This is a genomic window from Sphaerospermopsis aphanizomenoides BCCUSP55, assembly GCF_001586785.1.
Taxonomy (GTDB): Bacteria; Cyanobacteriota; Cyanobacteriia; order Cyanobacteriales; family Nostocaceae; genus Sphaerospermopsis_A; species Sphaerospermopsis_A aphanizomenoides_A.
Genome location: NZ_LUFH02000001.1, coordinates 44,877 through 57,364, shown reverse-complemented (window position 1 = coordinate 57,364; position 12,488 = coordinate 44,877). Strand labels below are relative to the sequence as shown.

Sequence of the window (12,488 nt, the reverse complement as noted above, 5' to 3'; positions counted from 1 at the left end):
ATAGGCTAATAACTAATGGAAAAAGTAATTAAAAGCGGAACTGGTTGGCGTATAGGTTGGAATCCCGACGCACCAAAATTTAAAGGCTTGGTTGGTACAGATAATTGGGCGATTGAATTGACAGAATTGGAATTAGACGATTTTTGTCGCTTACTAAACCAGCTTGCAGACACAATGAAGCATTTAGCAACAGAATTAATGGATGAAGAAAAAATTGCCTGTGAAGCAGAAAGCGATTTATTATGGATGGAAGCAGAAGGTTATCCCCATTCCTACAGTTTGCGCTTTATCCTCAATACAGGGCGTTGTGCAGAAGGAGAATGGAATGCTGATACTGTACCAGGATTACTGCAAGCTGCGGCAACGCTAAAAGTTTTTTGAAAAACCCCTTGCTTTTTCCTTCAACTTTTGATAAATTTAGAAAAGTGACTTAATTAAGTTTAGATTCTCAAATTTGGAAAAATCCCCAATCCAAAATCCAAAATCTAAAATCCAAAATTAAGTAAACGGGGCGTAGCGCAGCTTGGTAGCGCGCCACTTTGGGGTAGTGGAGGTCGTGGGTTCGAATCCCGCCGCTCCGATTTATCAAAACCTAAATATCTCAGCCATTGCTACTTGGTTAAAACTTGCGCTTGTGAAGTTGACAACCTAGATCAAACTTGTGGGTTTGTGGGTGGTCTGTCATTACTCCAAGCCCACCAAGCGCAACCGCAATGACAATGGTAGAATTCTTGCCACTTACGACGATGGTCTACTGTGGTGACAGGCGATCGCCTATTTAGCCAAACTTCTAAAGCTTCTCGACTACTGGAGTGGCACTTGGGACAGCAAAACTGATATGCGTGAATCGCCTGATCTATCCATTCTGGGGGAGTGGGAGCAAAAGCATCCATGTAATTTAAATCTTTGGAGTGAAGTCTTAGTAGTAAATTAATATACATATATTATGACCAATAATTAAAGACAATGGAGCCAAATATTGAAATTCGCCGTTTGTTAGATGTAATGCCTGCTTCTGGACGCATGACGACTAAAATCGTCAGTAGACCAGAACAAAAAAAGGTTATAGATGCGGCTTTTCCCTTACCCTGGAGTCAGGAACGACCAATATATATTAATTTTGATTTGTGGCGACGCTTAACTAAGCCGCAACGAGATTTACTACTGCTATATCAGGTTAGCTGGTTAACTGGGGTGAAGTGGTTGCAACCAGATATTTATCAAGGACTGGTATTAGCAGGGTTGTTAGGTGGTGTAGTAGAAGTTGCCCAGTCTGATGTGGTAGGTGTAATTATTGCTGGGGGATTAAGTGCTGTAGCTGGTGTAAGAATCTGGCGTATGAACCAATCGCAAGAAGCGGAATTAAACGCCGATAAAACAGCTATTCGCATCGCCCAAAGACGCAATTATTCAGAAGTAGAAGCCGCCCAACATTTGTTAACAGCCATTGAGACAGTAGCAAAAATTGAAGGGCGTTCTGGTTTAGATTTTAGCGAATTAATTCGTTGTCAAAACTTGAGAGCGATCGCTCTTTTATCACCTGTAGGAATTCCAGAACGTAAAATTGGAAATGGATAATTCAATTGTGGATTTTGGATTTTGGATTTTGGATTGTAGATTTTGGATTGGAGCGAAGAAAAATTGACATTAGCATTAGGCATGATAGAAGTATACGGTGTTCCCGCCGCAGTGGAAGCAGCAGACGCAATGTGTAAAGCTGCCCGCATCACCTTTGTCGGTTATGAAAATACAGATTTAGGGAGAATAACCATATTAATTCGCGGTGATGTGGGTGAAGTAAATATGGCAGTAAATCAGGGACTTGAATCTGTTTTAAGAGTTAATGGCGGTGAACTACTATCTCATCATATTATTCCCCGTCCCCATGAAAATTTAGAATATGTTTTACCAATTTATCAAAGTAGAAATATTGCCCAATTCAATTCTGACATCCGCTTCCCTCCCCCATTAAGTAATTAAAACTGACGAATTATGAATCATGAATTCTCCCGCATGATGGCGGTACAATCACCAATTATTCCCGTGGTTGGGGAATTAATCAAAAACTCTCCTGAGACCATTTCCTTGGGACAAGGTGTAGTTCACTATAGCCCTCCACCAGAAGCGATAGAACTATTACCAAAATTCCTGAACGATTCAACAAATCATCTTTACAAAGCCGTTGAAGGTATTCCCATTTTATTAGCAGCATTAACAGCAAAATTATCAACATTTAACGGCATAGATATTAACAAAGAAAATTGCATTGTCGTCACAGCAGGCAGCAATATGGGCTTTATGAACGCCATTTTAGCTATTACTTCTCCAGGTGATGAAATTATATTAAACACGCCTTACTATTTCAATCATGAAATGGCAATTACAATGGCAGGTTGTCATCCAGTGTTAGTAGGGACAGACGAAAATTATCAATTAATTCCTGGAAATATAGCTAAAGCTATTACCCCAAAAACCCGCGCTGTTGTGACAATTTCACCTAATAATCCCACAGGTGTAGTCTATTCAGAAACAGCATTAAAACAAGTTAATGAAATTTGTCAAAAAAAAGGAATCTATCACATCAGCGATGAAGCCTATGAATATTTTACTTATGAAGACGTAAAGCACATTTCCCCTGGTGCATTTCCGGGAAGTAGTGCATATACAATTTCGCTTTATAGCCTTTCTAAAGCTTATGGTTTTGCTAGTTGGCGTATTGGCTATATGGTAATTCCCCAACATCTATTAAATGCAGTCAAAAAAGTACAAGATACGATATTAATATGTCCTCCTGTTGTTTCCCAGTATGCAGCTTTGGGAGCATTACAAGCAAAAGAAGATTATTTACAAGATAATATCCAAGCAATTGCCCAAACTCGGCAAATAGTTATTAATGCACTCAAGCAACTCCAAGGTTTATGTACCATCACACCTGCAAATGGTGCTTTCTACTTTTTCTTAAAAGTGCATAGCCATATAGATGCTTTTGAATTAGTAAAAAAATTAATTCAAGAATATAAAGTAGCAGTTATCCCAGGTACAACATCTGGGATGGAAGAAGGTTGTTATTTGCGTGTCGCTTATGGTGCATTGCAACAAGATACAGCAAAAGCGGGAATAGAAAGATTAGTCAAAGGATTACAACTTATCTTATCATAAACGCAGATGGACGCGGATGCACGCCGATATTATCTGTGTTTATCTGCGGTTTAATATCTAAAATCCCCAAATAAAATCATGGCAATTATTCACAAATTCATCGAAATCACAACCGAACCGGGAATTAATATTCATAATATCACTCCACAAATCCAAGATTTTGTAGAGGAAACAGGAATTAAAAACGGTCAAGTATTAGTATTTTCTCGGCATACAACAACGGCTTTAGCTATCAACGAAAATGAGGTGAGATTGTTGGCAGATGTCAAAGTATTTTTACAAAAAATAGCACCAGAAAACGACAAATATTTACACAATGACTTGCATTTAAGAGATGTTCCTGAAGATGAACCAATCAACGCCCACTCTCACCTCATGGCAATGATGTTAACTACCAGTGAAGTAATTCCGATTGTGGATGGAAAATTAGGATTAGGAACTTGGCAATCCGTTTTATTTTTTGAATTAGATGGTGCGCGTAAGCGAACAGTATTTTTACAGGTGACAGGTGACAGGTGACAGGTGAAAATTATCTAAATTACCAATTACCTAGGTTTAGTTTTTAATTTTTAATTTTTAATTTTTAAGTGGTATAAAGTGTGCTATGCCTACAGTGAACCTCAAAAAGATTCTTCACAAAAAAGAGTTACTATCTCTGATTCAAGACTTAGTAAATCAGTTGCATATTGCAGTTGAGATTGAACTGGTAGACGGCACGATACTGATGAGTATGGGAGAGAAAACGTCAGAGAATAGATATCCAATTGAGGTGTCAGGAGAAATTATTGGTTGGGTGGTGGGAGAACAACAGGCAACTATATTAGCGAATTTACTTTCATTACAGGCCAAGCAGGAAGCAGAAAAAAAAGAATTAGCTAAAGAATTGCTGGAAAGATACCAAGAAATAGATTTATTTGAGGACATTTCAACTCAATTAACAACGAGTTTGAAGACAAGGCAAATTGCCCAACTTGTACTTCAGGAAATGAGTCAATTAATTGAATCCTCGGCGGGGTTAATTTTACTACTGAGTCCAGATGGAAAGACATTTGAAATTATTGCTGAATTTGGCGTATTTTTTCATCATTCTCAACCAGAACCTGGTCAGGGAATTATTGGTAGCATTGTGCAATCTGGTCGAGCAGAACTAATTAATGATGTCCAAAGTGATCCGCGATTAAAAAAGCAGAAAAACGTTAAAGCTTTGATTTGTGTACCGTTAAAAGCTAAGGAAAAGGTACTGGGAGCGATCGCCATTGGCATAGATAAAACAGACGTATACAAAGCCGAACATCTGAAATTAGTCAGTATCTTTGCCACCCAAACAGCGATCGCCATTGAAAAAGCCTTACTTTATGAACAAAGCACTCATGTCGCACAAGAAGCTCAAGCCCAAGCCCAGAAACTTCAGCAAGCTCTCCGTGACTTACAACTAGCACAAACCCAGTTAATTCAAAGCGAAAAAATGTCCAGTTTAGGGCAACTTGTAGCTGGAGTCGCCCACGAAATCAATAACCCGCTCAACTTCATTTGTGGAAATTTAAGGTATGTTGCAGAATACGCCAAAGACTTATTAAATTTGCTACAAGACTATCAGAAATTATTACCTGTTGCTCCGCCAACTTTGCAATCAGAGTTAGACAAAATAGACTTGGAATTTATTATGCAGGATCTTCCTAAACTTCTGGATTCGATGAAGTTAGGTACTGACCGCATAGTAGAAATTGTCCAATCTCTGAAAAACTTTTCTCGCCATGACGAAGCGCAAATGAAAACCGTCAATATTCACGATGGTATTGATGGAACGTTGATGATTCTTCGCCATCGTCTGAAAGCAGCAATTCACCGTCCGGAAATTGAAATTGTTAAAGATTATGCCCAACTCCCCCTGATTGAATGTTACCCCGGACAATTGAATCAGGTATTTATGAATATCCTGTCAAATGCCGTTGATGCCTTGGAGGCAAAAATGGAGCATGACAAAATATCTACCTATATTCCTCAAATCACTATTCGCACCAAAATTCTCGAAGACGAGTGGGTGGTAGTTCGCATTACAGACAACGGACAAGGGATGAAAGAAGAGGTAATGCAACGGATGTATGACCCTTTCTTCACCACCAAAGAGGTAGGTAAAGGAACAGGGTTAGGTATGTCTATCAGCCATCAAATAGTTGTGGATGGACACAGAGGAGTTCTCAAATGTCGTTCTCAACCAGGAGAAGGGACAGAATTCTGGATACAGATTCCTGTAAGTTGTATAGAAGTAGCCAATTCTCAAGAACACAATGGCATTAACTCTATTCTCCATGTAGGAACTCTAATACCAATTACCAACACTGAATCATTGCCCACACCCGATGCTGATGGATTCATTCCTTCCACAACTCCTATCCTCAAACCAACAGATTTACTCATCCGTCATGCTCAATTGATTCGCCGACTTGCACAACAAAATACACAAATTGCAGCGGCATCAACTGAGCCAATTTACCAGATGTTTCAACATTACCCAATTTCCTTAAAGCTTTACACCACTTTATTATCTGGGTTCTATTGTCCGACGGAAATTGATTAATAAAAAGGGGTGCAGGGTGCAGGGTGCAGAGGAGAAAATAAATAATTACGAATTACGAATTACGAATTAATAATTAATAATTATGCCCAAGCAAATGGATCAATATAATCGTCAGCTATTTGAACAATGTCAAGTTGGTCTTTTACTCTGTCGAACAGATGGGACGCTGATTGATATTAATCCTGCCTATGCTGATATTTTAGGACGTACAGTTTCCGAAGCTTTGAATCTTAATCACTGGCAGATTACTGCTGAAAAATATGTTGCCAGTGAGCAAGCTATGGTAGAGAATTTAGCACCAACAGATCGCTATGGGCCTTATGAAAAAGAGTATATCCATAAAGACGGACATCTAGTGCCGGTGAGAATTTCCGGTGTAATGATAGAGAAAAATGGCGAGCGCCTACTTTGGTGTAGCGTGGAAAATTTAAGCATTATCCAACACGCCAAACAAGAACAGCGAAATGCTGAAGCTACTCTCAAACAGAGTGAGGCAAGATACCGTTCTTTAGTGACAGCGACTACACAAATTGTTTGGGTATCTTCTCCAGAAGGAATTTGCTTTGAGTTGGAAAGTTGGATAGCCTATACAGGTCAAACTTTAGAGGAAGGTGCTAATGGCGGATGGATTAATGCTGTTCATCCTGAAGACCGGGAACGTACTGGCAAAGTCTGGGGTGAGGCTGTAGCCAACCGCACCCTCTATGAAGTTGAATATAGAATTCGTAGCAAAGATGGAAATTACCGTCACTTCTTTGTTTGTGGTGCGCCCGTCCTAGCAGCAGATGGCAGTGTCCGGGAATGGATTGGTACTTGCACCGATATTCATGACCGCAAGTTGGCAGAAGCCGAATATCACCGTCTCTTGGATATGTTAAATAATTCTAGTGATGCTGTGATTGTAAGAGACTTCACCGACAAAATCATACACTGGAGTCAGGGGGCAGAACGGCTTTATGGTTGGACTGCTAACGAAGTCAAAAACCAAGCTATCAGTTATAAATTGCTAAAAACAGTATTTCCTCACCCTTTGGAACAAATCGAGGCCGAGTGTTGGCAACAGGGTATTTGGGAAGGTGAACTACAACACACCACCCGCGATGGCAGATCAATCATTGTTCAGAGTCGTTGGACAGTGCAACGAGATTTATCTGGCCAACCATGCGCCACCTTAGAAATTAATACCGATATTACTGCACGCAAACAAGCAGAAATCGCTTTGCGGGAACTCAATCAAAAACTAGAAGCCAGAGTGATAGAAAGAACAGCCGCCCTGCAAAATACCCTAGCAGAAGCACAGGGTTTAAACGCCATTTTGGATAACTTAGCCGATGGCTTATTAGTTATAGATACTAACGGCATCATTACTCACTTCAATCCTGCTTTTTTAGCCATGTATGGGTTGACAGCCAACACCATGAATGGACATTATCAGGAACTGCCGATATCAGGTTTGGCAGAGTTGGTGGAACGCACTCAAAGCCATCCCGGAGAAGTGTTTGCATCGGAAGTTCCACTAGCAAAAGAACGCATTGGCCAAGCAGTGGCTACCGCCGTCTTTAAGAAAACAGCAGACAACGAACCCGCTATTTGTTTTGGTTCAGCCTTGCTAATTCGGGATATAACGGCAGAAAAAGAAGTTGACAAGATGAAAACCGACTTTATTTCCACAGTTTCCCATGAGTTGCGAACACCGCTTACTTCTGTCCTTGGTTTTGCCTCCATTATTAAAGAAAAGCTGGAAACTAGTGTTTTCCCAATGATTTCTACCGAAGACCGCAAGCTGCAAAAAACGATTAAACGAGTATCTGACAATCTCAACATTATTGTTGCGGAAGCAGAACGGCTGACATCTTTGATTAACGATGTCTTAGATATCGCCAAAATGGAAGCAGGAAAAGTGGAATGGCAAATGCAGCGCCTTGATGCCAGCGAATTATTAGATTGGGCAACCAATTCCACAGCAGCCTTATTTGAAACCAATAACTTGCAATTGGCGAAAGAAATTGAACCAGGACTACCGCAGATAATAGGCGATCGCCACCGACTGTTACAAGTCTTGATCAACCTAATTTCCAATGCCGTTAAATTCACCACATCCGGTTGTGTTACCTGTCGCGTTAGACAAGAAAAAGATAGGGTTTGTATCAGCGTCATTGATACAGGCGTTGGCATTGCCCCAGAAGACCAATCAAAAGTATTCGAGAAATTCCGGCAAGTTGGCGATACCCTGACCGATAAACCCAAAGGTACAGGGTTAGGACTACCGATTTGTAAACAAATCATCGACCATCACGGCGGTAAAATTTGGGTAGAAAGTGAACCGGGTAAAGGCAGCACATTCTCCTTTACTGTTCCTACCTATGCCAGCAAACAGCAAACCAGTACCAGCCTGAATTTAGATGCCCTAGTTAAACAACTCAAAGATCACGTCATCACCAAAAATACGGTAGAAAACGAAAACCACAAAACTATTTTGGTGGTTGATGATGATGCCAACATTCGAGAACTACTGCGTCAACAACTAGAAAATGAAAATTATAACGTCCGGGAAGCAAAAGACGGTGTGGATGCAATTCATCAAATCAAAGCCCATCGTCCTGATTTGATTCTCCTAGATGTAATGATGCCCCAAATCAACGGGTTTGATGTGGCAGCCGTTCTCAAAAATGATCCTCAGACCGCAGATATTCCAATCATTATTTTGTCAATTGTTGAAAATAAGGAACGAGGCTATCACATAGGTATTGACCGCTATCTCACTAAACCCATAGATACAGAACAACTACTGAGCGAAATTGGCTCACTGCTTTCTCAAGTTACTTCCAATAAAAAAGTATTGGTTGTTGATAAAAATGCCTCAACCTTAAAAACTATATCAGATGTACTACAAACCCAAGGATATAGCGTAATTGAAGCTTCCGATCCTCAAGAATGTATTAATAAAGCTTTGTCAAATAAACCAGATATGATCATCATTGATTCTATCCTCTCTCAAGAAGGTGACTTGGTGAAAGCCCTGCGCTTTGAGAAGGGATTAGAGAATGTAGTCTTTATTATGTTATCTGATAGATAATCGCGTAAACTGAGAATCAATTACTATTGTCTCTTACACTGTCACCTGTCACCTGTCACCTAATTCCTTATGTCTCAAAAAATTCTCATTGTTGATGATGAACCGAATATCTTAATTTTGATGGAACAAGCCCTAGAAGAATTAGAAGATGAGGGAGTTGAACTCCTAACAGCTAGAAATGGAGAAGAGGCACTGGAAACCATCAAAACTGAACAGCCGAATCTAGTCTTTCTTGATGTGATGATGCCGAAAATGAATGGTTTGCAAGTCTGCCAAATTGTAAAAAATGACTTACAAATGAATGATATTTACATAATCATATTGACAGCTAAAGGACAGGAATTCGATAAACAAAAAGGAATTGAGGTAGGTGCAGATTTATATTTGACTAAACCATTTCGCCCTAAAGAAGTGCTGGAAAAATCAAAGCAAGTCTTGGGATTGTAAAGGCATAGATGACAGGTGACAGGTGACAATGTAATAGGGAATAGGGAATAGGGAATAGGGAATAGGGAATAGGGAATAGGGAATAGGGAATAGGGAATAGGGAATAGGGAATAGGGAATAGGGAATAGGGAATAGGGAATAGGGAATTATGAGAAGAATTACCAATTACCAATCACCCATTACCCATTATCTATTATCCATTACCCAAAATTAAATTCTGTGAATTCTGGTAAACCTGGATAAATCATATTTTTATCTAATGCTGACAAAACTTGATGATTAGCATTAGTAGAATTTAAACAGCGACAAACTAATTGAGCCACATCTGCACGATGAATACTACCAACAATACGCGAGTCTGCGGTTAAAATACCATTTCCTGTTGCTGGTTCTGATTTTAATCCGCCAGGACGAATAATTGTGTAATTGAGTCCGCTATTAATCAAGTATTGTTCAGCTTGTTCTTTGAGAATTAAAACTGGTTTTAGAGCTTCTAAAGCTGGGGGAGGTAGCGCACCTACACTATCACCACAGCCAATAGATGTCACCAAAATAAACTTTTGTACTCCTGCTTTAACTGCGGCATCAATGAGGTTTTTATTACCAATAAAATCTGGGTTAACATCATTTGTCGGTAAACCACCAATTGTACTGATAACAGCTTGTATAGGGTCATCTCCTAAAATTGCCCTCTCAACCTCATCCACATTCAAAGCATCCCCTAAAACTGGATAAACACCGATAGTTTCTAATTCCTTAGCAGCAACTTCTGTTCTCAACAGTGCTTTTACCTTTGTATCTTGGTTTGTTAAATATTTGGCGATTTCTTGACCAACACCGCGACTTGCTCCAGCAACAAAGATGTAAGATGTATTTGACATAAATATTTTCTCAGATAGATGCAAAGGTTACACAAATAATTAATATATCTTGGTTTGCTCAATTTCAGACATCACATTATTAGAAAAAATAATTAACTGGTAAATAATACACTTCATTTATTGCCATAACTGTTTCTATAGAAACAGTAAATTATTGCTTAAGTTGGTTAGAATTTCTAGAAATCATCTAAATACAGCAGTTATCAGTAGTCAACAGTCGGCAGTAAAACCTTCATTAAGCATGGTTTTCTAATTTTTTATGTATGTAGTTCATTTACCTAGAATTGACTGTAGCTTTGATTTTTATAAGACTGTGACAATTACGATAATTTCCTTTCATTTCAGGTTATAAAATTGGCTAAACGTCTTGGTAATTAGGCAGACAAAATTAAATGTGAAATAAATGTAAAATGCCTACCAGAGAAACCTTCTCAGAAAAAGGTTTTTACTTCCTGTCTCCAGCAAGAAGTAGTCTTGCTTTCTAATTATACGTTATCTTAGGTATGCAATAGTTGACAACTATCATGCAGATGGATTGGATTAGTTTACTTAAAGCGCAACAAACTGACTTCCTTCAAAGAGTGAAAAAACCCAAGACCGCTGATTTATCTCTCCTGGAAGGTCAAGTTAAAGGTTGTCATAGTGAAATTATGGCATTTTGGGGTGAACCATTGGCGACAATTTTGGAATGTTCTCGTCAACAAGCGGAAATTTTGGCGAAAAACCCACCACCAATACCACCTGAATATCCTGAACCACCAGATTGGACAATTCCCTTTCCTAGATATTTTCAGAGTCAAGCGGAAGATTATTTGGTGCGTGAACAAATTGTAGATCGAGTCATTACAGAACGTTTGGGTAAATTAGTAAAAAAAGCTCATCATGACACCTTAGAAAATATGGTGTTAGATGATGAAGGAAATTTACGTAGTGAAAGTAAGTTTACTTATTGGTTAACTAATAACCCAAAAATCAGTATTCAGATTCATGTAGCCGATGGAGAAAGTTTTAACGGCATTAAAAAAGATAAAATCCGTTGGTCAGTGACTCAAGAAGATGTAAAAAATCATCAAGTATTAATTTTTCTGTGTTTGTTTTATCCTGGAACGACTAAATTAGGCTACGAAAAGCAAACTATTATTACTGGTTTTTTACCCACAAATCAACTAGAATTTCCCGAAGCTAAAATCAATCTTACTCCCAGTAGCTTGTTATATGCAGGAGGATTAACTTGGTATTTAGAATCGCTAACTAGCAAACAAGATGATTTAAACTTAGCTGACGAAGCAACGATAGTAGAGACAATTCAAACCTTACCATCAGAGCATCCTCAAAAAAATATTATTGGTGATTGGGAATGCTGGCAAACATTAAAAGGACATACCAGAGGGATTAACTGTTTAGCTTATACAGTGAAAAATCTAAAAGTTAAAGCTGCTGGTTGTAAATACAATAAAACCGTACCGATACTAGCTAGTGGTAGTCGTGGAGAGACAAAATTATGGGATTTGTCCAAAGGTGAATTAATTGAAACTTTATCAGAATATCAATGGTCGGTTTCAGGTAAAGTAGATGAGATTAATTCCTTAGCTTTGAGTGCAGATGGACAAACTTTAGTGAGTGTTGGTGCAGATTCAACAATCAAAATTTGGCATACCGGCGCACTAGATTTAATTGATATCTTGCATAAACATAATGGTAGTGTACGCTGTGTTGCTTTTACCCCGGATGGTAAGACAGTAGCTACTGGGGGAGATGATCGAAGAATACTGTTTTGGAATTTGCGCGATCGCCAAGTAGAAAATACCTTATCTTTGGATGATACAGCAGCCCATTCAATGGTAATAAGTCGAGATGGAAAAATTTTGATTACAGGCAGCTATCGCAAAATCAAAGTTTGGCAGTTAACATCTGACTTCAATAAGAAAAACCAGCAAGAAATCAAACCAATACATACCTTAATGGGTCATACCCATATTGTTAATTCCCTGGCTATGAGTGCTGATGGTGAATTTTTAATTAGTGGGAGTCAAGATAAAACCATTAGAGTTTGGAATTTAGTTAATGGGCAATTAGTTCACACTCTCAAAAGTCACAGAGATGGAATTTATGCTGTAGCCCTAAGTCCTAATAAACAAATTATTGCCAGTGGCAGTGCTGATAAAACAATCAAACTGTGGCATTTAGAAACCGGAGAACTGTTAGGAACATTCACAGGTCACGCAAAAACAGTCACAGCTTTAGCCTTTACAAACTCCGGTGAAATGTTGGTGAGTGGGAGTTTAGATAAAACCATTAAAATTTGGCAGAGAAGCTAAATTGAACCCCCAAGTTAACCCCAAATTAA

The 12,488-nt window shown here is 38.9% G+C and carries 11 protein-coding genes and 1 tRNA gene; 10 read left to right on the top strand and 2 right to left on the bottom strand.

Going from position 1 to position 12,488, the window contains the following annotated elements:
* Positions 1-15: 15 nt before the first annotated feature.
* Positions 16-381 carry a DUF1818 family protein gene (locus A0J48_RS00230; protein ID WP_200319202.1) on the top strand — a complete coding sequence of 122 codons (366 nt, stop codon included), beginning with the start codon at positions 16-18 and terminating at the stop codon, positions 379-381.
* Positions 382-507: 126 nt separating this feature from the next.
* Positions 508-581: transfer RNA gene (locus tag A0J48_RS00225), tRNA-Pro, on the top strand.
* Between the two features lie 72 nt (positions 582-653).
* On the opposite strand, the gene A0J48_RS00220 is transcribed toward A0J48_RS00225, so the two are convergent.
* On the bottom strand, positions 654-893 hold the full coding sequence (locus A0J48_RS00220; protein WP_200319316.1) for a hypothetical protein: 240 nt from the start codon (positions 891-893) through the stop codon (positions 654-656).
* Between the two features lie 73 nt (positions 894-966).
* Between A0J48_RS00220 and A0J48_RS00215 the strand changes: the two genes are divergently transcribed.
* The 7 genes from A0J48_RS00215 to A0J48_RS00185 all read left to right on the top strand — a co-directional run bounded on the left by A0J48_RS00215 (position 967) and on the right by A0J48_RS00185 (position 9,260).
* The gene (locus A0J48_RS00215) at positions 967-1,578 is read left to right on the top strand and encodes a DUF3318 domain-containing protein (protein WP_200319200.1); all 612 of its coding nucleotides are present in this window, start codon (positions 967-969) and stop codon (positions 1,576-1,578) included.
* 63 nt (positions 1,579-1,641) lie between these two features.
* A complete protein-coding gene (locus A0J48_RS00210; RefSeq protein WP_200319198.1) occupies positions 1,642-1,980 on the top strand; it encodes a carbon dioxide-concentrating mechanism protein CcmK in 339 nt (112 codons plus the stop codon).
* Between the two features lie 12 nt (positions 1,981-1,992).
* Positions 1,993-3,159: a pyridoxal phosphate-dependent aminotransferase gene (locus tag A0J48_RS00205; protein ID WP_200319196.1), complete on the top strand. Its 1,167-nt coding sequence runs from the start codon at positions 1,993-1,995 to the stop codon at positions 3,157-3,159.
* Between the two features lie 78 nt (positions 3,160-3,237).
* Entirely contained in the window at positions 3,238-3,678 is a 441-nt protein-coding gene (locus A0J48_RS00200) for a secondary thiamine-phosphate synthase enzyme YjbQ (protein WP_200319195.1), read from the top strand.
* An 85-nt stretch (positions 3,679-3,763) separates the two neighbouring features.
* Positions 3,764-5,737 (top strand): GAF domain-containing sensor histidine kinase, encoded by a 1,974-nt coding sequence (locus A0J48_RS00195; RefSeq protein ID WP_200319193.1) that lies wholly within the window; start codon positions 3,764-3,766, stop codon positions 5,735-5,737.
* An 82-nt stretch (positions 5,738-5,819) separates the two neighbouring features.
* Positions 5,820-8,813 (top strand): PAS domain S-box protein, encoded by a 2,994-nt coding sequence (locus A0J48_RS00190; protein ID WP_200319191.1) that lies wholly within the window; start codon positions 5,820-5,822, stop codon positions 8,811-8,813.
* Positions 8,814-8,882: 69 nt separating this feature from the next.
* On the top strand, positions 8,883-9,260 hold the full coding sequence (locus A0J48_RS00185) for a response regulator transcription factor (protein ID WP_200319189.1): 378 nt from the start codon (positions 8,883-8,885) through the stop codon (positions 9,258-9,260).
* Positions 9,261-9,460: 200 nt separating this feature from the next.
* Here the strand turns inward: A0J48_RS00185 and A0J48_RS00180 are convergent, their stop codons facing one another.
* Positions 9,461-10,141: an SDR family oxidoreductase gene (locus A0J48_RS00180; RefSeq protein ID WP_200319187.1), complete on the bottom strand. Its 681-nt coding sequence runs from the start codon at positions 10,139-10,141 to the stop codon at positions 9,461-9,463.
* Between the two features lie 524 nt (positions 10,142-10,665).
* Here A0J48_RS00180 and A0J48_RS00175 point away from each other — a divergent pair.
* Positions 10,666-12,459 (top strand): WD40 repeat domain-containing protein, encoded by a 1,794-nt coding sequence (locus tag A0J48_RS00175; RefSeq protein ID WP_200319185.1) that lies wholly within the window; start codon positions 10,666-10,668, stop codon positions 12,457-12,459.
* Positions 12,460-12,488 lie beyond the last annotated feature (29 nt).

Coding starts and splice junctions, on each gene's coding strand:
- A0J48_RS00230 (WP_200319202.1), top strand. CDS start 16: ATGGAAAAAGTAATTAAAAGCGGAACTGGTTGGCGTATAGGTTGGAAT.
- A0J48_RS00220 (WP_200319316.1), bottom strand. CDS start 893: ATGGATGCTTTTGCTCCCACTCCCCCAGAATGGATAGATCAGGCGATT.
- A0J48_RS00215 (WP_200319200.1), top strand. CDS start 967: ATGGAGCCAAATATTGAAATTCGCCGTTTGTTAGATGTAATGCCTGCT.
- A0J48_RS00205 (WP_200319196.1), top strand. CDS start 1,993: ATGAATCATGAATTCTCCCGCATGATGGCGGTACAATCACCAATTATT.
- A0J48_RS00200 (WP_200319195.1), top strand. CDS start 3,238: ATGGCAATTATTCACAAATTCATCGAAATCACAACCGAACCGGGAATT.
- A0J48_RS00195 (WP_200319193.1), top strand. CDS start 3,764: ATGCCTACAGTGAACCTCAAAAAGATTCTTCACAAAAAAGAGTTACTA.
- A0J48_RS00190 (WP_200319191.1), top strand. CDS start 5,820: ATGCCCAAGCAAATGGATCAATATAATCGTCAGCTATTTGAACAATGT.
- A0J48_RS00185 (WP_200319189.1), top strand. CDS start 8,883: ATGTCTCAAAAAATTCTCATTGTTGATGATGAACCGAATATCTTAATT.
- A0J48_RS00180 (WP_200319187.1), bottom strand. CDS start 10,141: ATGTCAAATACATCTTACATCTTTGTTGCTGGAGCAAGTCGCGGTGTT.
- A0J48_RS00175 (WP_200319185.1), top strand. CDS start 10,666: ATGCAGATGGATTGGATTAGTTTACTTAAAGCGCAACAAACTGACTTC.